Annotated in this window: 18 protein-coding genes and 1 pseudogene; 4 read left to right on the forward strand and 15 right to left on the reverse strand. The window is 62.7% G+C overall.

The window, feature by feature from the left end; genetic code table 11:
• Positions 1-167 precede the first annotated feature (167 nt).
• The 11 genes and pseudogenes from EIY72_RS18675 to EIY72_RS18720 all read right to left on the reverse strand — a co-directional run bounded on the left by EIY72_RS18675 (position 168) and on the right by EIY72_RS18720 (position 11,097).
• On the reverse strand, positions 168-1,646 hold the full coding sequence (locus EIY72_RS18675; RefSeq protein ID WP_231985598.1) for an aldehyde dehydrogenase family protein: 1,479 nt from the start codon (positions 1,644-1,646) through the stop codon (positions 168-170).
• Positions 1,647-1,961: 315 nt separating this feature from the next.
• A pseudogene (locus tag EIY72_RS30150) lies at positions 1,962-2,420 on the reverse strand (NTP transferase domain-containing protein); the annotation flags it as partial.
• Between the two features lie 27 nt (positions 2,421-2,447).
• Positions 2,448-3,956: an aldehyde dehydrogenase family protein gene (locus EIY72_RS18680; RefSeq protein ID WP_093223223.1), complete on the reverse strand. Its 1,509-nt coding sequence runs from the start codon at positions 3,954-3,956 to the stop codon at positions 2,448-2,450.
• Complete coding sequence (locus EIY72_RS18685; RefSeq protein ID WP_093223226.1) at positions 3,937-5,010, reverse strand: aminoglycoside phosphotransferase family protein; 1,074 nt, start codon at positions 5,008-5,010, stop codon at positions 3,937-3,939. Before EIY72_RS18685 ends, EIY72_RS18680 begins: the two co-directional genes overlap by 20 nt.
• 5 nt (positions 5,011-5,015) lie before the next feature.
• The gene (locus tag EIY72_RS18690) at positions 5,016-5,360 is read right to left on the reverse strand and encodes a cupin domain-containing protein (RefSeq protein WP_093223229.1); all 345 of its coding nucleotides are present in this window, start codon (positions 5,358-5,360) and stop codon (positions 5,016-5,018) included.
• A 186-nt stretch (positions 5,361-5,546) separates the two neighbouring features.
• The gene (locus EIY72_RS18695) at positions 5,547-5,915 is read right to left on the reverse strand and encodes a cupin domain-containing protein (RefSeq protein ID WP_093223231.1); all 369 of its coding nucleotides are present in this window, start codon (positions 5,913-5,915) and stop codon (positions 5,547-5,549) included.
• On the reverse strand, positions 5,908-7,191 hold the full coding sequence (locus EIY72_RS18700; protein WP_093223234.1) for a nucleotide disphospho-sugar-binding domain-containing protein: 1,284 nt from the start codon (positions 7,189-7,191) through the stop codon (positions 5,908-5,910). Before EIY72_RS18700 ends, EIY72_RS18695 begins: the two co-directional genes overlap by 8 nt.
• A 32-nt stretch (positions 7,192-7,223) precedes the next feature.
• Entirely contained in the window at positions 7,224-8,303 is a 1,080-nt protein-coding gene (locus tag EIY72_RS18705; protein WP_093223236.1) for an ABC transporter ATP-binding protein, read from the reverse strand.
• Positions 8,296-9,102 (reverse strand): ABC transporter permease, encoded by an 807-nt coding sequence (locus EIY72_RS18710; protein WP_093223238.1) that lies wholly within the window; start codon positions 9,100-9,102, stop codon positions 8,296-8,298. Before EIY72_RS18710 ends, EIY72_RS18705 begins: the two co-directional genes overlap by 8 nt.
• Positions 9,099-9,959, reverse strand: coding sequence for an ABC transporter permease (locus EIY72_RS18715; RefSeq protein ID WP_093223241.1), 861 nt, complete (start codon positions 9,957-9,959; stop codon positions 9,099-9,101). The genes EIY72_RS18710 and EIY72_RS18715 overlap by 4 nt, the downstream gene beginning before the upstream one ends.
• A gap of 82 nt (positions 9,960-10,041) precedes the next feature.
• A complete protein-coding gene (locus EIY72_RS18720) occupies positions 10,042-11,097 on the reverse strand; it encodes a polyamine ABC transporter substrate-binding protein (protein WP_093223244.1) in 1,056 nt (351 codons plus the stop codon).
• A gap of 200 nt (positions 11,098-11,297) precedes the next feature.
• Between EIY72_RS18720 and EIY72_RS18725 the strand changes: the two genes are divergently transcribed.
• From EIY72_RS18725 to EIY72_RS18740, 4 genes are all read left to right on the forward strand, one after another.
• Complete coding sequence (locus EIY72_RS18725) at positions 11,298-12,230, forward strand: GntR family transcriptional regulator (RefSeq protein ID WP_093223249.1); 933 nt, start codon at positions 11,298-11,300, stop codon at positions 12,228-12,230.
• Between the two features lie 100 nt (positions 12,231-12,330).
• Complete coding sequence (locus EIY72_RS18730; RefSeq protein ID WP_093223254.1) at positions 12,331-13,605, forward strand: nucleotide disphospho-sugar-binding domain-containing protein; 1,275 nt, start codon at positions 12,331-12,333, stop codon at positions 13,603-13,605.
• A gap of 70 nt (positions 13,606-13,675) precedes the next feature.
• On the forward strand, positions 13,676-15,073 hold the full coding sequence (locus EIY72_RS18735; RefSeq protein ID WP_093223257.1) for an NAD(P)/FAD-dependent oxidoreductase: 1,398 nt from the start codon (positions 13,676-13,678) through the stop codon (positions 15,071-15,073).
• A 13-nt stretch (positions 15,074-15,086) separates the two neighbouring features.
• Positions 15,087-15,452, forward strand: a complete 366-nt coding sequence (locus tag EIY72_RS18740; protein ID WP_093223260.1) for a cupin domain-containing protein — start codon at positions 15,087-15,089, stop codon at positions 15,450-15,452.
• Between the two features lie 21 nt (positions 15,453-15,473).
• Here the strand turns inward: EIY72_RS18740 and EIY72_RS18745 are convergent, their stop codons facing one another.
• The 4 genes from EIY72_RS18745 to EIY72_RS18760 all read right to left on the reverse strand — a co-directional run bounded on the left by EIY72_RS18745 (position 15,474) and on the right by EIY72_RS18760 (position 19,730).
• A complete protein-coding gene (locus tag EIY72_RS18745) occupies positions 15,474-16,514 on the reverse strand; it encodes a GGDEF domain-containing protein (protein ID WP_231985599.1) in 1,041 nt (346 codons plus the stop codon).
• Between the two features lie 306 nt (positions 16,515-16,820).
• Positions 16,821-17,861 (reverse strand): ABC transporter substrate-binding protein, encoded by a 1,041-nt coding sequence (locus tag EIY72_RS18750; RefSeq protein WP_093223266.1) that lies wholly within the window; start codon positions 17,859-17,861, stop codon positions 16,821-16,823.
• 32 nt (positions 17,862-17,893) lie between these two features.
• Positions 17,894-19,063, reverse strand: a complete 1,170-nt coding sequence (gene argE, locus EIY72_RS18755) for an acetylornithine deacetylase (RefSeq protein ID WP_093223269.1) — start codon at positions 19,061-19,063, stop codon at positions 17,894-17,896.
• The gene (locus tag EIY72_RS18760) at positions 19,056-19,730 is read right to left on the reverse strand and encodes a DUF1028 domain-containing protein (protein WP_093223273.1); all 675 of its coding nucleotides are present in this window, start codon (positions 19,728-19,730) and stop codon (positions 19,056-19,058) included. The genes argE and EIY72_RS18760 overlap by 8 nt, the downstream gene beginning before the upstream one ends.
• Positions 19,731-19,737 lie beyond the last annotated feature (7 nt).

Here is a 19,737-nt window from a genome sequence, read left to right on the forward strand (position 1 = left end):
TCCCGGCTCGAAAGCCAACGTCGAGCGCTCCAACGCAGAGGCATCACCCCACGACGCCTGCACCGCCCGTAAAGGCTTCGACGTCAGGAATGTGTATCAGTTCCTTTCAGCGAAAAAACTTGAAAAAAGACCTGCCGCGATTGCCGGCAGGCCTTTTCAGCATCAACTCACTTCAGGTACCAGCCCCAGGGTTCGCCGTTGTAGCGGGTGATCTGCTTGGTTTCCAGGTAGCTGTTGTAACCCCACTCGCCCAGCTCACGGCCGATGCCGCTCTGCTTGTAGCCGCCCCACGGCGCTTCGACGAAGGTGGGTTGCGAGCAATTGACCCAGACGATGCCGGCGCGAAATCTACGCGCTACCCGTTCGCAACGCGGAATATCCCGGGACATGACGGCCGCTGCCAGGCCGAACGGTGAATCGTTGGCCTGGCGGATCGCCTCGGCTTCCGTGTCGAAGGGCCGCAGGCACACCACCGGGCCGAAGATCTCCTCGCGCCAGACCGAACTGTCTTCGGGCACATCGGCAAAAATCGCCGGGGTCAGGTAATAGCCCTTTTCCAGTTCCCGCGGACGCACACCGCCGCTGACCAGCCGTGCACCCTCCTCCTGACCCGCAGCGATGGCCGCCAGCACCTTGTCCAGTTGTCCCTGACTGACCAGCGGGCCGAGCTTGACCCCCTCTTCGAAACCCTGGCCGATCTGGATCTGTTCGGTGGCGGCAATCAGCCGTTCCAACAATGCCGGGTACAACGCCCGCTCCACCAGCACCCGCGAGGTGGCCGAGCAGACTTGTCCCTGGTTCCAGAAAATCCCGAACAGAATCCACTCGACGGCGGCGTCGAGGTCGCTGTCGGCGAAGATCACGAACGGCGATTTGCCGCCCAGTTCCAGGCTGATGTTTTTGATGTCGTTTGCTGCGGCCTGCATGATCGTGCGCCCGGTCGGCACACTGCCGGTGAAGGCCACCTTGTCGACATAGGGGTGCTTGGCCAAAGGCGCGCCTGCCTCGCGGCCCATGCCGGTGATCACGTTCAGCACCCCGGCCGGCAAGCCGGCCTTGTCGGCGATGTCAGCCAGTTCCAGGGCGGTCAAGGGTGTCAATTCCGACGGTTTGAGCACCAGGGTGCAACCGGCTGCCAGTGCCGGGGCGACTTTCCACGAAGCCATCAGCATCGGGAAGTTCCACGGAATGATCGCGGCCACCACGCCGACGGGCTCCTTGACCACCGATGAGGCAAAGCGCGCATCCGGCAGGTCGATGTCCTGTTCGCTGTGCTGGTCCGACTGTTCGGCAAGGCCGGCGTAGAAGTCGAAACAGCCGGCGGTGTCGGCGATGTCCCACAGTGCTTCCGGCAACGGCTTGCCGTTGTCGCGCACTTCGATGGCGGCCAGTTCGTCCTGCCGCGCACGAATGCCCTCGGCAATCCGGCGCAACACGACGGCCCGTTGCGTGCCGGTCCAGCGTGGCCAATCCCCTTCATCGAACGCCGAACGCGCTGCTTCTACCGCCCGGTCGACGTCCTCGAAGGTGGCGGCGGCGACCCGGGCCAGCACCGATTCGTCGCTCGGATCAAGCGTATCGAACACCCCGCGATGCGTCGGTGCAACCCACTGCCCACCGATGTACAAGCGCTGATAATCCCCCACGGGACACTCCTTTATCCGGCGCCGCCGACGCTGTTGATACAACCGCTCGGCAGCTTGCAATTGCGCGGGATCATTGACCCCGAGCACGTCGATTTCATCCACTTCCACTGCCGTGACCGGCAACCCCGCATCGTTGGCCAGCGCCACCACATCGGTGAGGTAGTACTCGCCCTGGGCATTCCGGTTACCGATGCGGTCCAGCAATTGCAGACAAGTGTCAGCGCGCAACCCCATGACGCCGCCGTTGCAGAAGTTGATGTCCAGTTCCTGCGGGCTGGCGTCCTTGGCTTCGCGGATCGCCAGCAAGCGTCCGTGTTCTACCAGCAAGCGTCCATAGGGCCCCGGTTGCTGGGTGTGAAAACCCGCCACCGCCACTGCTGCGCCGTCGATCAGCGCCCGCCGCAAACGGTGCAAGGTCTGTGCAGTGATCAGCGGCGAATCGCCGAACAGCACCAGCACATAACCGTTTTCAAGGGCCGCCAATGCAGGCCGGGCCGCGAGCAGCGCATGGGCGGTGCCCAGTTGTTCATGCTGGGTGAACAACTGCGTGTTCGGCGCAGCCTGTTGCAGGTACCCGGCAACCTGTTCGCCACCGGCGCCGAGGACCACCGCACGTTCTTCGATGCAAGCCGCCTCGACCGCCGCTAGCACATGCCCGAGCAGCGGCTTGTCAGCCACCCGGTGCAGGACCTTGGGCAGCGGCGAACCCATGCGTTTGCCCTGCCCCGCCGCGAGAATTACCGCCAGGGTGGGCCAGCCATTGTTGTCGCTCATCGCGATGCTCCTGTTGGCATGCCCGCGTCAGGCCGGGTCGCGGTAGAACACGTCGTCGGCATAGGGGTACCACCAATCCTGAATCTTTGGCTGGTGATCGATGATGACCATCTTCGAGCGACGGAATGCTTCAAGTCCCTGCCGTCCCAGTTCACGCCCCAGGCCCGACATCTTCCAGCCACCGAACGGCAGCGCATCGTTGTCGATCAGCGGGTTGTTGACCCAGACCATGCCCGCTTCAAGCCGCTCGGCGGCTTCCATGGCTTCGGCCAGGTCAGTGGAAAACAACGAAGCGCCGAGGCCGAACGGTGAGTCGTTGGCCTGGCGTACCGCTTCGTCGAAATCCGCAACTCGGCAGATCGCGGCCACCGGACCAAAACACTCTTCCTGCAGAATCGCCATGTCAGCGGTCACGCCGGTGAGGATGGTCGGTTCATAGAACCAACCCACAGTGTGCGCCGGTGGAATCCGTCCGCCGCAGACCACGGTCGCGCCCTTGGCCACGGCGTCATCGACCAGGCGCATGACCTTGTTGCGCGCCGCCTCGCTGACCATCGGCCCGATTTCCGAGCGTTCCAGGCCATGACCGATACGCAGGGCACGGGTGCGCTCAGCGAACTTCGCCACGAACTCGTCGTGGATCTCGTCGACCACATAGAAGCGCTCGGCCGAGGTGCAGATCTGCCCGCTGAGGTGGAACGCCGCCGTCACCGCTCCCGCCGCCGCAACGTCCAGGGGGGCGTGTCTGGAAATGATCAACGGATCACTGCCACCGGCCTCGATCACGCAGGGTTTCATTCGTTCGGCGCAAGCCACGGCCACCGCCTTGCCCGCCGCCACACTGCCGGTGAAGGCAACCGCGTGGGTCTGGGCCGATTGCACCAATTGCTGTGCGGTCGTCGCATCGCCCGGCACACAGGACACCAACCCCGGCAGCAGCGCAACAAAATGCTCCATGAACTTGAGAGTGCACAGGGTCGTGGCTTCCGCCGGCTTGATGATGCAGGCGTTGCCCGCCGCCAGTGAAGCAGCGACTGTCCAGCACATCAGCAGGATCGGGAAGTTGAACGGCATGATGTGCACGCTGACGCCGTAGGGCTCATAACGCACATGCTGGAACGAACCGATCTGGGTGGTGCCGGCGACCTTGCCGGCATCGTCCCGGGCCATTTCCGCGTAGTAGCGGAAAATCGGCGCGCAGTTGGCGAGCTCACCCATGGCCTCGGGAAACGGCTTGCCCATTTCCAGGGTCATCAGGCGGGCAACTTCGCGGTTGACCGCGACGTTCTGCTCGATGGCATTGGCCAGTTGATGCAGACGCGCGGCGCGGCTTTTCGCATCGACCAGTCGCCATTGCTGTTGCGCGGCGGTGGCGGCGTCGATGGCCGCCTGCACGTCCGCCTCGGCACACAGGCCAACCTGGCCGACGGCCTGCAGGGTCGCAGGGTCCTGCACTTCGCGCACGCGACCTGCGCTCAACGGCAAGAATTCGGGGTTGATGAAGCGCAATGCGGTGTCAGTGTTGAAGGTGGCCATGGGAAGATCCTTGAACCAATCGATAAGGGGTTTGGCGCAACATCGCCAGGGTCTCGGCAGGCAGCTCGTCATGCCAGCCCGGCACGTGCCGGTCGAGCCATTCGCGTAGCGGCGCAAAGGCCTCGGCTTGCAGTGCGCGGACAAACAGCCCGAGGGTGCGCGGCAGGTGCGCGAGGTAACCGTGCTTGCCGTCACGCCCTGCCAGGCGTACGAAAATCCCCAGCACCTTGGCGTGACGTTGCGCGGCCAGGCAGCGGTAATCTTCAAGAAAGCGCAGGGCGTCGAACGTCGGGCGCTGGGTCAGGTAACGGGTGATCAGCTCGGCGCGTAGCGCATCGGGCACATCACGACGGGCGTCTTCAAGCAGCGACATCAGGTCGTAGGCGGCTGCGCCGATCAGGGCATCCTGAAAATCCAGCAAGCCACAGGCCGCGACACCTTCGCGGCCGGGCAGCAGCATCAGGTTGTCGACATGAAAGTCGCGCAGCACCAGTGCTTCACGACGTTTGCCAACGTCGCGACAGGCATCGGCGAACAGCGACAGGTACTCGTCACGCAGGGCCAGCGCCGCGTCCTTGCCGATCAGCAAGGGCACGTACCAGTCGATGAATAGTGCGTATTCGTCGGCCAGCCGCTCAGCGTCATAAGGCGCCACATCCGTGGCGGGCGCTGCGCCATGCAACGCCACCAGGGTGTCTACCGCCAGCTGATACAACGGCGCCTCGCCATGCCCGGCCGCGAGCAGCCGGGTATAGGTGTCGTGACCGAAGTCCTCGATCAGCGCCAGCCCCGCTGCTTCATCCACCGCCAGCAAGGCCGGCGCGGATAAGCCCAGCGCCTGCAATTGCCGGGCGATCTGCACGAACGGACCGATGGGTTCGCTGTGGGGTGGCGAATCCATCAGCAACAGCCCGGCGCCCTCCAGGCGGAAATAGCGGCGGCTCGAGGCATCCGCCGGCAAGGCGATCAGCGTGGTTACGGCGTGCCCCGCGCGGGCCAGAAAGGTGGCGCGCTGGGCTTCACGGGTTGGCAATGAGGCCAGTGCATCAGTCATGGCGTTCACCGGATCATGTAGACCTTTTTGATGGTCTCGTGGACGGTGCACACACCCTTCCAGTCCTTGGCGAAGAAGGCGGCGGTGTCCGGCTTGATCTCGATCACCTCGCCCGACTCGTGAACGTAGGTGCAGCGGCCTTCGAGGAAGTGGCAGAACTCGTCGCTGGTGACGTGGCAGAACCACTTGCCCGGGGTGCAGATCCAGATGCCGCACTCGGATTGGCCTTCCGGGCCTTTGTGCAGCACCACGCCGCTGACGCGGGATTCGCCTTCGAGCATGGTAGGGATCACGCCCCAGTCCTTGACGTCGGTAATGCTCAGCGGGTCGTACAGAAACGGGGTAGTCATTACAATTTCTCCAAAAAATCAGTTGGCCCATTGCCAATCAGGTAATCGTTAAAACACCACGATCCTTGTGGGAGCGAGCTTGCTCGCGATTGCGACGGGTCAGTCAACATCGATGCTGAATGTTGTTGCGCCATCGCGAGCAAGCTCGCTCCCACAGGTCTCGTTTTTTAATGTTCGCCATCTGGCTCAGGCCAGCATGTACACGTTGCGCAGGGTCTCGCGGACCTCGCATTCACCGGTCCAGCCCGCGGGGAGCAGCACCAGGGTGTTGGGCCGCACTTCAATCACTTCGCCGTTGTCGTTGCGGTAAATCGCATGCCCGGCGAGGAAATGGCACAGCTCGTCTCGAGGGATCGACAGGCGCCAGCGCCCCGGGGTGCACACCCACAAGCCGGTTTCCGGGCTGTTGTTCGGTCCCTTGAACAGCAGGCGCCCGCTGGAATGCGAGACGCCTTCGACGGCGTCGCTCTGCACGCCCCAGTCCACCAGGTCGGTGCGACTGCTGACATTTTCGAGGTACGGCGTGATACCCGCCGTGGTGTTTGCATCAGGCATCGTTGAGCACCTTGTCGAGAATCGTCGCCGCGTCTTGCGGCCCCTTGCGTGATTGCATCTGCGCGCTGGTGCGCTGCAGGCGCAGGCGCATCGCTTCGTCGTTGAGGCAGGCGGCGAGTTTTTCCGCCAGCTGCGCTTCGGTCCATTCGTAACGGTCGAGCTTGAAGCCGTGGCCGCTCTCTTCGGCGCGCATGGCGTTGTCGTGGCCGTCCCAGACGTAGGACATGACAATCGCCGGTTTGCCGAAGAACAGGCACTCTGTGAAGCTGTTGTTGCCACCGTGGTGGATCACTGCATCGACCTGGGCAATCACCGAAGGCTGCGGGAACCAATTGGAGATCTGCACGTTGTCCGGCAGGTCCGGGTACTCGTCGAGGTGCTCGCCGACGTTGAACAATGCGCGGTACGGCAGCTTGCCTACCGCGTCGATCAGACGCTTGAGCAACTCGACGTCGCCGGAACCGAGGCTGCCGAAACTGGCGTACAGCAATGGCTCGTCGTTGTGCGCGCGGAACTGTGGAATCTCGTAGGGTGTGTCGTGACGCACGCAACCTTGCAGGTAATGGAAACGCTCAGGCGGCAGCGGATGACGGCGGTCGAACTTCACTGCATCGGGGTACAGCAGCAGGTTCATGTACGGCGAAGCTTCAAAGAAGGTGCCCAGTGGATAGGGTTCCTCACCGTGGGCCTGGAGGAACTGATTGAAGTCTTCGTGAATCGGCCCGACCACTTCCTCGAAACGCTGGCGGAATTGCGCGTGGCCGGCCTTGTCGTCGATGCTCATGCCCGACAGGTGTGGCGGGATGTCCGGGTCTTCGATCTCGTTTTCCGAGCAGGAAATGATCCGCACCCACGGCTTGCCATATTGCTTGATCGCCGGGAACAGGATCACGTTGTCGACGCAGATCAGGTCGGGCTTGACCTTGTCCAGCACCGCCGGCAGGTCCTTTTGCGCCCACTTCGCGGTTTCGACGATGGCCGCCCAGCACTCCTTGACGTAGTTGTCGATCTGCTCCAGCGGCGTCTTGCGAAAATTCGGAATGTGCCCGTTGATGAAGTCGACCCAGTAGCGGGCCATTTCTTCGGCCGGCATCGGCGCCGACATGTTCACCATGTGCTCCTCAAAGCCATAACCGGCGTAGACACCACTCATGCCCGGGTCGGTGAGGAACACCGCCTTGTGGCCGAGGGCTTCGCACGCCTGGGCGATGCCGACTGAATTGAGCGCCGGGCCATAGGCGGCTTCCGGAAAGAATGCGATCACTTTCTGTTTCATCGAGTGCTGCTCCTGCCTGGTCTTTTTATTGTTCAGCGCGTCAGTACGCGGGCATGCCGGGCCTGCCAGCCCAGCCGGATGGTCGTGTCGATTGCAAAATGGGCGAATTCAAACTGGGACGACGGCACGCGCACGATCAGCGGTTTGTCGCTGAGCGCGGTCTCCACGTGCAGGTTGGTGTCGAGGCCGTGGTAGGCGACTTCGACGATAGTGCCGGTGACCTGGTTGTCGCAGTCACTGCCCTGCTCCGTCAGCACCTGCAAACGTTCAGGACGCACGACCACGGCTACCGGTTGGGCGGTGATCAGCGGCGCGTCGGTTTCAACGCGCAACTCCTGGCCGCTGACCCGCACGCTGTTCGGCCCCGAGCGCACGCCTTCGAGCAGGTTGCTGACACCGATGAAGTTGGCGACAAAGCGGCTATTGGGGTTCTCGTACAACTCGGTGGGGCTACCGCACTGGCAGACCTTGCCGCCGTCGAGCACCGCCATGCGGTCGGACATGACCAGAGCTTCTTCCTGGTCGTGGGTGACGATGATGAAGGTGATGCCGCTTTCGTGTTGCAGGCGCTTGAGTTCCAGTTGCATCTTTTCCCGCAGCTTTTTGTCGAGAGCGCCCAGGGGTTCGTCGAGCAACAACACCCGGGGACGCTTGACCAGCGCCCGCGCCAAGGCCACGCGCTGGCGTTGACCACCGGACAATTGATCAGGCTTGCGCTCGGCCAGTTCGCCCAGTTGCGCGGTGCTCAGGACGTCATCGACCCGACGGCGAATCTCCGCTTCAGGCAGGCGCTCCATTTCCAGACCGTAGGCGATGTTCTTGCGCACGGTCATGTTGGGGAACAGCGCGTAGGACTGGAACATCAGGTTCAACGGACGCTTGTTGGCCGGCAACGGCGAGATGTCGTTGCCGTCCAGGTAGATGCAACCGGCGCTGGGGGTTTCGAAACCGGCGAGCATGCGCAGCAGCGTGGTCTTGCCGCAACCGGAGGGCCCGAGCAGCGCAAAGAACTCGTTCTCGCGGATGCTCAGCGACACCTCGTTGACCGCCAGACCGTTGCCATACGACTTGCTGACCTTGTCCAGGATCAGTACCGCAGAAGAATTATTCATGGGTGCGAGGAGCCTTGTTGAGACGCTGCGAAGCCAGCAGCGCGGTGATGCTGACCAGCATCACCAGCGTCGCCAGAGCGTTGATTTCCGGGGTCACGCCGAAGCGGATCATGGCGTAGATCTGCATGGGCAAAGTGGTCGAAGCCTGGCCGGAGCCCGAGTTGAAAAAGGCGATGATGAATTCGTCCACCGACAGGGTGAACGAGAGCAGTCCACCGGCCAGCACACCGGGGAAGATCACCGGCAGCAGCACCCGGCGCAGCGTGGTGAACCAGCCGGCACCGAGGTCGATGGACGCTTCGAGAATCGAGTAGTCGAAGTGCTTGAGCCGCGTGCGCACCACGGCGCAGACAAAGGCAATGTTGAACACCGCGTGACTGATGATGATCGAGTGCAGGCCCAGGCCGACCTTGAGCAGGTTGAAGAAACTCAAAAGGGCAATCGCCAGGACGATGTCGGGGATGATCATCGGCGCCATCAGCAAGGTGTCGACCACCTGGCCCTTGTGGTTGTCCTTGCGGCGCAACTCGATGCCCAGCGCGAGCAAGGTGCCGAGCACGCAGGCAATGAAGGTCGCCGACAACGCCACGATCAGGGTGTTGAGCGCCGCCGACAAAATCGCCGTGTTGTTGGCCAGTGCCGCGTACCACTTCAGCGATACGCCACCCCAGGCGGTGGGCAGGCCGGACTTGTTGAACGAGAGCAGGATCAACACCAGGATCGGTATATAAAGGAAGGCATACACCAGCCCCAGGTGTGAACTCAGCACGGTGCCGCTGACCGAACGTGGCTGATTCATGAGCGCGCCCCTTCTGCACGACGGGCCACCAGGGCCTGGATAAACAGCAGGATCAGCATGATCGCGATCAGGAAGAAGCTCAGCGCCGCGCCAAACGGCCAGTCCCGCGCCGTGAGGAACTGCGAATAGATCAGGTTGCCGACCATCTGCACCTGCTTGCCGCCGAGCAGGTCGGCGGTGATGAAGTTGCCGATGCTGAGCACGAAGACAAACACCGCACCGGCGGCGATGCCGGGCACGCTGAGCGGCAGGATGATCCGACGGAAGGTCATCCAGCCCGAGGCGCCGAGGTCCCTGGAGGCGTCCCAGAGTTCGTTGTTGATGCGCGACAGCGAAGAGAAGATCGCCAGGATCACAAAGGGGATGTAGTTGTAGACCAGCCCCAGCACCACCGACGACTCGGTGTACAACAGGCTGATGGGCTCACCGCTGTAACCGAACATCTGCAGTACGCGGTTGATCAAACCTTCACGGTTGAGCAGGACGATCCAGGCGTAGGTGCGGATCAGGTAGTTGCTCCAGAACGGCAGCATCACCAGGAACAGGAACACCGCCTGACGCCGCCGTGGTGCCCGGGCAATCGCATAGGCTGCGGGGTAGCCGATCAATACGGCAAAGACCGTGGCGAGCCCGGCGATTTTTGCCGACTTGAGCAGGATGCCCAGGTACAGCGGATCAAACGCGCGCTGGTAGTTTTCCCAGGTGAACAGCCAGTCGATACCGCCGTAGGCACCGCGTTCGACGAAGCTGTAGACCAGCACCAGCAGGCAAGGCACCACCAGGAACATCAGCAGCCAGCCGAAGCCGGGCGCAAGAAGCCAGGCCGACAGACGCCTGTCAGCATGCAAAGCACTCATTAACCCTATCCTCCCGCCTCAGGACAGAGGCGGCTTGCGAGCGTGGCGAGGCATGCCGGGCATGCCTCGAATCGATGCGGCGTTAGTTCTGCGCCGCCATGATTTCGGTGACGGCGCGGGTGTAGGCCTTCTGCGTGGTGCCGCCCAGATCGCGCAGTTGCTCCATCTTCACCAACTCGCTCGGGGCGATGGTCAGGTTCGGGTACTGCTTGAGCAGGTCCGCGGAGAGCCCGGCCATGGCAGCCTGGTTGGGGATTTTGTAGAGGATGTTTTCAGCGACCCAGACGTGGTTTTCCTTGGCCAACATGAAGTTGACGAACTTGAAGGCTTCCTCCTGGTGCTTGCTGCTTTTGAGCACGACCATGGTGTCCACCCACAGGTCGGAGCCCTCTTTCGGTACCACGAACTTGATCGCCGCGTTGGCCTGGGTGCCGTAGTTGCACCAGCCGTCCCAGGCATGGGCCATCAGCGATTCGCCGGAGGCGAGCTTGGAGTAGAAGGTCGTGTCGTCGAAGGCGAGGATGCGTTTCTTGGTGGCGATCAGTTGATCGCGAACGGCGGCAATCTGCTTGGGATCACTGTCGTTGACCGACCAGCCCTTGGCGAGGAAGCCGGCACCGAGCATCCAGCGGTCGGTGGCGAGCATGGTCACCTTGCCCTTGAGGGTATCGCTCGGGTTGAGCAGTTCGTTCCAGCTCTGCGGCGCCGGCGTGACCAGATCGGAGCGGTAGCAGATGCCGGTGGTGCCCCAGGTGTAAGGGACCGAGAAATGGTTGCCCTTGTCGTATTCCAGGGAGGTGGCTTCGGGATAGAGGTTTTTCAGGTTGGGGACTTTGACCGGATCGATGTCGGCCAACAGGCCCTGCTTGTGCAGGACTTCGGCGAAGGGCGAAGAGACGAACACCACGTCGTAGCCTTCACCGCCGGACGCCATGAGCTTGCCCATGATTTCCTCGTTGGTCGCGTGCAACGCCTTGTCGACGTCGACGCCGCTGGCGGCCTTGAACTTCTCCAGCGCATCCGGGGCCATATAGCCGTCCCAGATGGAAATCACCATGTCTTTCGCACTTGCGGTTTGTGAAGCGATCGCCAGGGAAACGGCCAACCCGACGCACAGAAGATCATTCAGCTTGCTCATAAATACTCACCCGACGATTGTTTATTGTTGTGTTCGAAGGCAGTACGGCAAAACGAGAAACGATTACTGGTGTTTTTTTTTAGAAATTAGGACCAGTATCGAAAGATGTCAACGCTTTTCTTACTGCCTCACGCTTTGTCGGCGCTTGGCATAAAATGAGCCCCTGAGTCCCACTGCGGATCACCGACGAGAACACACGCTTGAGCACAACAGCCGAAAAAAAGCCGCGCACCAACCACCTCGAACTGGCCCGTCGCATCCTCGAACACACCCAGGAAAGCGGCCTGGTGGCCGGCGATCCGCTGGCCGAACAGGCATTGGCGCGGACCTTCCAGGTCTCGCGTACGCTGATTCGCGGCGCGCTGAAAGTGCTTTTGGAAGAAAACCTGCTCAGCCATGAAGCCGGCAAGGGTTACAGCCTGCTGGCATCGCCCGCCGGGCAGGTGTTCAACGCCGCCCTGCCCCAGGCCGAAGAAGAGGAACTGGCCAATTCGGTGTTGCGCGATCGCATGGCCGGACGCCTGGGCGAGAGCATCAGCATCAGCGAGCTGATGCGTCGCTACGACATCGGCCGCCCGGCCGCGCAAAAGGCCTTGCAGCAACTGACCGAAAGCCAGGCGATCGAGCGCGGGCCGGGCCAGTCCTGGCTGTTTCGCCCGTCGCTGAACAGCCTCGCCGCCCTTGAAGAAAGCCTGAAATTCCGTCTGATTCTCGAACCTGAAGCGCTGCTCAGCCCGAGCTTCAATGCCGACCCGCAACGCCTCGCCCTGTTGCGCAGCGCCATGCAGGACTTGCTCGCAACGCCGGTGGAAGATTTCGATATCCAGCAGTTCCGCGAACTCGACATCAGCTTCCACGAGCTGCTGGCGCAAAGCTGCGGCAACCGCTTCATCAGTGATGCCCTGCTGCAGCATCAAGGCCTGCGCCGCCTGCCGAACCTGCTGCCCTCGGTCAGCGTGCATCGCCTGCAGGAAGCCCTGCGCGAACACCTGCAAATCATTGCGCAGATCGAACGCGGACAGATGGAGATCGCCGCCGACTTGCTGCGCCTGCACCTGCGCTTGAGTGCCGCGCAACGCCCGCAAACCGCCAACCGCGGCATCCCGCAAAGTCATCCGTTTGGGCGACGCTAAGCGCCGCGTAAAAACATGATGATTTTTTTTTGAAAATAAGACAGCATCAAAAACACCTTCAGGAGCGGCGGGTCTTCCCCGCCATGGACAGTGCCTTGCCATGCAAAAACAAAAACTGATCGCCCTGTTTCCCGAAGCCAGTTTCGGTGCGGCGTTGAACTGCATTGGTATCGCTCAGTCGCTGCGTGCGCTGGGTGCCAAACCGGTATTCATCTGTCATGAACATTTTCAGGGGTTGTTCGCCGAATACGGTTTCGACGAGTACCCGATTCCGCAGGTGAGCCCGTTGTCGGCGGCGGAACACCAGCACTACTGGGAGCGCTTCATCGAGCGCAGCATTCCCTACTTCGACCAGACGCCGCTGGCGCAGATCGACAGTTACGTGGCACCCGCCTGGGAAGCCATCATCGACACCGCCATCGAGGCGGAAAAACCCTTGCAGCAGTTGCTCACTCGACTCAAGCCCGACGTCATCGTGCTCGACAACGTGGTGCTGTTCCCGGCCATCGTCAATGCCGGCTGCCCCTGGGTGCGCATGGTCTCCTGCGCCGAAACCGAACTGCCGGATGCCCGGGTCCCGCCCTATCTGTCCGGCGTGCTGGCCAGCGATAGCGAGGCCTGCGCGCGCTACACCGAGCAGTACCTCAAGGCCGTCAAACCGGCCCATGAACGCTTTTCACAGTTTCTCGCCAGTAACGGCACGCCGCCGTGCCCGCCGGGACAGTTCCTCACCGATTCGCCGTACCTCAACCTGCTGCTGTCACCGACGCCGGTGCGTTATGAGCGCGAACAAGCGCTGGACCCGCAACGCTACGTCTACCTCGACGGTTGCGTGCGTCGCGAGGCGCCGTACATCGTCCCGCACTTTCCACGCCACAATGACGCGCCGCTGATCTACCTCAGCTTCGGCAGTCTCGGCGCCGCCGACACCGGCATGATGAAACGCCTGATCGACACCCTGTCGACCTTGCCCTATCGCTTCCTGGTCAATGTCGGCGCCTACCGCGACATGTACACCACGGTTCCGGACAACGTGTACCTCGACAGCTGGTTTGCCCAGCCGGCAGTGCTCAAGGAATGCGACCTGTTCATCCACCACGGCGGCAACAACAGCTTCTGCGAAGCGCTGTATTTCGGCCTGCCGTCGGTGATCATCCCGTATTGCTGGGACGGCCACGACAACGCCGCCCGCGCCGAGGAAACCGGCGTCGGTCGTTACCTGCCGCGCTTTGCCGATCCCTTGGCCGCCCTGCCCGCAGCGCTGGAACAGTTGCTGGCGGATCAGGCCATGCAACAACGCCTGCAAGCGTTCAGCGAGCGCATGCAGGCGACCCGCGGCACTGACCTTGCCGCCCAAGCCATACTCGCGCTCTAGCCATAACAACAAAAACCGTCGGGCAACCGAACGCAATCGTCGCTGCCCGTCACACCGCCGGAGTTTCAGCATGAATGCCCCACCGCGCCTTGATTCGCTCGATAACGTCCTGCCCCATCCCTACTGGCAGGACACCGTCACACCGCCACCCGCGGCAGCGCCCCTCAGTGGCAAACTGCAGTTCGATCTGGTGGTGGTCGGCGGTGGGTTTACCGGACTGTGGACGGCCCTGCAGGCCCGCCAACGCCAGCCTGGTTTACGCATCGCCATCATCGAAGCGCGGCGCTGTGGTGGCGAGGCCAGTGGGCGCAATGGCGGCTTCTGCGCGCCGAGCATTTCCCATGGCGTGTCCAATGCACTCAAGCGCTGGCCGGATGAAGCGCAACAGCTGATCCGCCTGGGTCGGCAGAACCTCGACGAGCTGGCGGCCGACGTGCAGCACTACGGCATGCAGGTCGAGTTCGAACGCGCGGGCAAACTCAACGTCGCCACCCAACCGTGGCAGGTCGACGGCCTACGCGCTATGCAGCGCAACTACGCACGCTTCGGCATCGAGTGCGAGTGGCTGGAGGGCAGCGCGCTGGCGCAGAAACTCGATTCGCCGGCCTATGTGGCCGGCGTATTTGAACCCAATTACGCCCTGCTCAACCCGGCAAAAATGGCTGCCGAGCTGCGCCGTGTCTGCCTTGAGCAAGGTATTGCCCTGTTCGAAAACAGCCCGGTGCAAAAACTCGAGGCCCACCGCGACCACTTGCTCCTGCGTACGGCCGAGGGCGAGGTGATCGCCGGCAAGGTCGCCCTCGCCACCAACATTGCCCCACCGTTGCTCGGGCATCTGGCGTCGAGCGTGATCCCGGTCTACGACTATTCGCTAGTGACCGAACCACTGAGCGATGAACAACTGGCGGCCATCGGCTGGACCGGACGCTACGGCATCGCCGATGCCGGCAACCAGTTCCACTACCTGCGCAAGACCGCCGACAACCGCATGCTCTGGGCCGGCTTCGATGCGATCTACCACTTCGGTGGCCGCCGCGACGAAGCCCTGACTCAGCGCCCGGAAAGTTTCCGGCGCCTGGCCGAGCAGTTCCAGCAGGCTTTTCCGGCGCTGCGCGATGTGCGTTTCAGCCATGCCTGGGGCGGCATCATCGACACCTCGGCGCGCACCACGCTCTTCACCGGGACCGAACATCAGGGCCGCGTCGCCTATGCCCTGGGCTTCACCGGGCAAGGGGTGTCCGCCAGCCGGTTCGCCGCACTGAACATGCTCGATCTTCTGGACGGCGAGCGCACCGAACGCACCCGCTTGCAGATGACTTCCAAGGCACCGTTTCGCTTCCCGCCCGAGCCCTTGCGTTACGTCGGCGTGAAACTGGCGCAACGCTCCCTGGCACGGGAGGACCGCGACGGTCACCGCAACGCACTGCTCAAGACCTTCGATGCCTTCGGCATCGGTTTCGATTCCTGATCCGGAGAGCCCCATGTCCACAGCCCTGCCCCGTCACGTCATCGACTTCGCCAACCCTGAGCTGGCGCCCCGCGCAACCGATGTCAACGACCCTGCCCTGGTCGACACGCCCTATCGCAGCCACAGCTGGCGGCACTTTGTGGCGCCGGAGAAAAACGCCGTGGCCGGCATCTGGGAGGCCGGCCCACATCTGGAGCGCTGCGCGTGTGATTACGATGAGCTGTGCCACATTCTCGAAGGCACGGTGCGCCTGACCGATGCCGATGGCACCAGCCGCACCTTTGGCGCGGGGGATTCGTTCGTGGTGGCCAGCGGCTTCAAGGGCACCTGGGAAAACCTCACGACGGTGCGCAAGGTGTACTTCATTCTTGGCGGATGACGCGCCAGCCGGTACGTCGGGTTATCGACGTACCTGGTTGCGTCCGTTGCGCTTGGCTTGATACAGCGCATCGTCGGCCCGGGTCAGCAGGCTTTCCGGGGTGTCGGCTGCTTGCACCTGAGCCACGCCGAAGGACGCGGTGATGGTGTCGAGCACGGTGTCGGTGCCCCGTGCCTTGACCCGTAGCGACTGCACCTTCTGCCGCAGTTTCTCGGCAAAGGCGCAGGCGGCGCTCAGGTCCACGCAGTTCCTGAGCACCACGCAAAACTCTTCACCGCCATAGCGTGCGGCGAAGGCTTCTTCGGGCAGCGAGTCGCGCAGCACCTGGGCGACATGCTGCAACACGCGGTCGCCCAAGTGGTGGCCGTACTGGTCGTTGAACTGTTTGAAGTGGTCGATATCCAGCATCACCAGGGCGACGCCGTTCGCGGCGTCATTCATCGCCTGCTCGAGCTTGCGATTGAAGGTGGTGCGGTTGAGCAGCTCGGTCAGGCCGTCGAGGGTCGCCGCCAGTTGCGCACGCTCAAGCTTGTCGCGCAGGCTTTTGATTTCCCGCTGGGCGCTCTGCAGTTGCGCGAGAAAGTGCTCCTGCTGACCCTGCATCAGCTGGGTGCTCTTTTGCAGTTGCGTGAGGATGCTCGGCAAGCGCTCGCTGGCCGGCTCTTCGAGCATCTGCAGGTATTGACCGAGGCTGGCCTGGAATTTCTGATTGCCCTTCACGCTGCGCGAGACATCGCGCTCCATGTCGTCAACCAGGTTGATCGCGTCCTGCTGTCCGGCACGGGCGTCGGCCAGCTCATCGCGGATGATGTATTCGCGGAACAGTTTGGTCGCCGACTCCGGCGGGAAGTAATCGAAGTCGTTGACGACCCGGTCCAGGTGCCGGTTGAGCTCCGGTTCCTGGCCCTTGCTGTAGGTGTACCACAGCGCGTAATGCACCGGATTGGGCGGAATGTTGTGACGAACCATCAGCGGCACGGCTTGCTTGAGCAGTGCCGCCGCCTCGCGGGAGTCTTCTGGGTACAGCGCTAGAACAGTCGCACGCGTGTCGGATTGGCTCATGGTTTCACTGTGGTTGTTTATCATTGTCATTGGCAAACTCGCTGAGCATAACCATAGACCCGACAAACGGCCATCCCGTGTGACACAAACATTTCAACCCGACCAACGTAAATGGCGGATTTACCGGCCTCATCGCGAGCAAGCTCGCTCCCACAGGTTTCAACGTTGCCCACCGATTTTGCGTACGACCTGGACTACTGTAGGAGCGAGCCTGCTCGCGATAGCGATGGATCAGCCAGCGAAGATGCTGGATGTAAAGTCCTCATCGCGAGCATGCTCGCTCCTACAGTGAGGGCGGTGTCTGCATCAGCGTGCCGCCCAGGCATTGAAGCGCTGTTCCAGTTCTTCGCCGTGGTCGACCCAGAACTCGGCGTCCACCGCCTGCGCCCCGGCGAGGTTGGCTTCGGCGGTCGGCAGTTGTTCCTGCACGTCCTTGGGCAGCAGCGGCAGGGTCTGGCGGTGTACCGGACCGTAGGGAATGTTCTCCGAGAAGACTTTTTGCGTCTGCGGCTGGCTGGCGAAGGCGATGAAGTTTTCCGCCAGGGCCTTGTTCGGGGTGCCTTTGACCACCGCCCAGTATTCCGGGTCGTACAGGCTTTGTGGCCAGACGATGCTCAGTTTCATGCCTTCCTTCTGCGCCGAAGCGATCCGTCCGTTGTAGGCCGCGCTCATCACCACATCCCCGGCCACCAGCCACTGCGCCGGTTGCGCGCCGGCCTCCCACCACTGGATGTTCGACTTGATCTGGTCGAGCTTGGCAAAGGCCCGGGTCACGCCTTGTGGCGTGCTCAAGACCTTGTACACCTCATCAGCCTTGACTCCGTCGGCGAGCAAGGCGATTTCCAGGGTGTACTTGGCGCTTTTACGCAGGCCGCGCTTGCCCGGGAAGTCGGCGACATTCCAGAAATCCGCCCAGGACTGCGGCGCCTTGGCCTGCTTGCTCTGGTCGTAGGCCATGACCATTGACCAGACGTAAGTGGCCACGCCGCATTCGGTCAATGCGCCGGGCACGAAGTTCGCCGCGTCACCGAAGCGACCCGGGTCGAGCTTCTCGAACAGCCCTTCCTCGCAGCCACGCAGCAGCTCGGGGCTCTCCACTTCCACCACGTCCCAACTGGTGTGCCCGGCCGAGACCATCGCCTTGATCTTCGACAGTTCGCCGTTGTACTCGCCGGCGATGATGTTCCCTGCGCCGCTGGCATTGAAGGGCTGGAAGTACGCCTTTTCCTGGGCCTGCTTGGTAGCACCACCGAAGGAAATCACGGTGAGGTCCTGGGGCGCCGCCCACACGCTGGCACTCAAGAACGCCAGGGCAAACGGCACGCTGCAACGCAAGGATCTGGACATGGGTTGTTCCTCGGGCCTGAGGCCCATTGTTGTTATGGGTGTTCGTTGTCACTCAGGTAAGCGGCCAGGCGATCCATCAGGCGATCACAGGCCGCCATCTGTTCGACGCTGACGAATTCGTCGGGCTTGTGCCCCTGATCCATGCTGCCGGGTCCGCAAACCACAGAAGGAATGCCGACCTGATCGAACAACCCGCCTTCAGTGCCGAAAGCCACGGTGCTGAACTCGTCGTTGCCGCACAGGTGAGCGAGCAGTTGCGCCGCGGCGCTGTCGGCAGGTGTCGCCAGGCCCGGGTAGGCGGAAATTTTTTCAAAGCGGATCGCGGTGTTGCTATCTACCGCCTGCATCAATGGCAGCAAAGTCTGCTCGGCGTAATCCTGCAGCTCGTCGACCACCACTTGCGGGCTGAAGTCCGGCAAGGCGCGGATCTCGAAATCGAAACGGCAATCGGCCGGGACTATGTTCAGCGCTGTGCCGCCCTGGATCACCCCGACCTGCACCGTGGAAAATGCCGGATCGAAGCGCGTGTCGTGCAGATTCGGCCGGGCCAGGGTGGTGCCGATATCCCCCAGCCGATTGATCAGGCGCGCAGCCTGCTCAATGGCATTGACCCCGTAAGGCGCGTAGGCCGAATGACAGGCGGCGCCGCGCACATGGCAGCGCATCGCCAGTTTGCCCTTGTGTCCAAGCACCGGCTTGAGTTCGGTGGGCTCGCCGATCAGGCACATGGCCGGCGCAGGAATGCGTTGCGGCAACACCTCCAGCAAACCGCGCACGCCGAGGCAGCCGACTTCCTCGTCATAGGAAAATGCCAGGTGCACCGGACGGCGCAACGGGCTAGCCAAGAACATCGGCACCGCCGCCAGCACCGAGGCCAGATAGCCCTTCATGTCCGCCGTGCCCCGCCCGAACAGCTTGCCGTCGGCCTCGCTCAGGCGAAACGGCTCGACCGTCCAGGCCTGCCCGTCCACCGGCACCACGTCGGTGTGCCCGGACAGCACGATGCCGCCGGCCACACGCGGGCCGACCGTGGCCAACAGGTTGGCCTTGGTCCGCTCGGCGTTGTAGATCAACTCGCAGTCCACGCCCAAGTCGTGCAGGTAGTCGCGCACGTACTCGATCAGTTCGAGGTTCGAATCGCGGCTGACCGTGGCGAACCCGATCAAGCGCTCGAGCAAGGCACGACTGCGCAGCTCACTCATCGCCGGGCACTCCATAGGCCGGTGCCAGGGTTGGATTGAGAGCGCGAGTCAGGTAGTCCTGCAATTGCGGCTCATAGGCTTGCCACAGTTTGCCCAGCTCGCCGATCGGATTTTCCTCGGCCCAGTCCACCCGCAGGTCGACGATCGGCCAGGTCAGTTCGCCGACCACCGACAGCGCCGCCGAATGCACCGCACCGGCTTCACCGCCGGCGTCCTGCCCGGCCTGCAAGGCGCTCATCAAACGCGTGGCGAGGCAGCCTTCGCTGTGCTCGAACGCAGCGACCATGGCTTCGATCACGCCACTGTTGGCCAACAAATTGCCGGCCGCCACGCATTGCTCACCGGCCAGGGCGTTGTGGGTGCCCAGCGCATGGTTGCCGCTGAACACCGCCGTACGCCCCTGGGCATCGACCACCGCCACCTGGCGATACTGACTGTAGCCATTGCGGGTCAAGGCACGGTCCAGCGCCTGGGGTGGGGTCAGCCCTTCGGCCAACTCATCGAGGATGAGCGGGCCCAAGGCCGGCAACGTGATGTTCTGGCTCGACACCGCACCGACACCGGCACGCAGCCAAGGGCAGCGTGCACCGACGGCAATACTCGACGAACTGATGGCAATGCCCAACTGGCCGGTCTCGGCGCAGCGACCCACGATGGAGAACGTCATGCTGAAT

Origin of the sequence: Pseudomonas vancouverensis (assembly GCF_004348895.1) — a bacterium.
Lineage (GTDB): Bacteria > Pseudomonadota > Gammaproteobacteria > Pseudomonadales > Pseudomonadaceae > Aquipseudomonas > Aquipseudomonas vancouverensis.

Coding starts and splice junctions, on each gene's coding strand:
- EIY72_RS18680 (WP_093223223.1), bottom strand. CDS start 3,956: ATGGCCACCTTCAACACTGACACCGCATTGCGCTTCATCAACCCCGAA.
- EIY72_RS18685 (WP_093223226.1), bottom strand. CDS start 5,010: ATGACTGATGCACTGGCCTCATTGCCAACCCGTGAAGCCCAGCGCGCC.
- EIY72_RS18690 (WP_093223229.1), bottom strand. CDS start 5,360: ATGACTACCCCGTTTCTGTACGACCCGCTGAGCATTACCGACGTCAAG.
- EIY72_RS18695 (WP_093223231.1), bottom strand. CDS start 5,915: ATGCCTGATGCAAACACCACGGCGGGTATCACGCCGTACCTCGAAAAT.
- EIY72_RS18700 (WP_093223234.1), bottom strand. CDS start 7,191: ATGAAACAGAAAGTGATCGCATTCTTTCCGGAAGCCGCCTATGGCCCG.
- EIY72_RS18705 (WP_093223236.1), bottom strand. CDS start 8,303: ATGAATAATTCTTCTGCGGTACTGATCCTGGACAAGGTCAGCAAGTCG.
- EIY72_RS18710 (WP_093223238.1), bottom strand. CDS start 9,102: ATGAATCAGCCACGTTCGGTCAGCGGCACCGTGCTGAGTTCACACCTG.
- EIY72_RS18715 (WP_093223241.1), bottom strand. CDS start 9,959: ATGAGTGCTTTGCATGCTGACAGGCGTCTGTCGGCCTGGCTTCTTGCG.
- EIY72_RS18720 (WP_093223244.1), bottom strand. CDS start 11,097: ATGAGCAAGCTGAATGATCTTCTGTGCGTCGGGTTGGCCGTTTCCCTG.
- EIY72_RS18730 (WP_093223254.1), top strand. CDS start 12,331: ATGCAAAAACAAAAACTGATCGCCCTGTTTCCCGAAGCCAGTTTCGGT.
- EIY72_RS18735 (WP_093223257.1), top strand. CDS start 13,676: ATGAATGCCCCACCGCGCCTTGATTCGCTCGATAACGTCCTGCCCCAT.
- EIY72_RS18740 (WP_093223260.1), top strand. CDS start 15,087: ATGTCCACAGCCCTGCCCCGTCACGTCATCGACTTCGCCAACCCTGAG.
- EIY72_RS18745 (WP_231985599.1), bottom strand. CDS start 16,514: ATGAGCCAATCCGACACGCGTGCGACTGTTCTAGCGCTGTACCCAGAA.
- EIY72_RS18750 (WP_093223266.1), bottom strand. CDS start 17,861: ATGTCCAGATCCTTGCGTTGCAGCGTGCCGTTTGCCCTGGCGTTCTTG.
- argE (WP_093223269.1), bottom strand. CDS start 19,063: ATGAGTGAGCTGCGCAGTCGTGCCTTGCTCGAGCGCTTGATCGGGTTC.
- EIY72_RS18760 (WP_093223273.1), bottom strand. CDS start 19,730: ATGACGTTCTCCATCGTGGGTCGCTGCGCCGAGACCGGCCAGTTGGGC.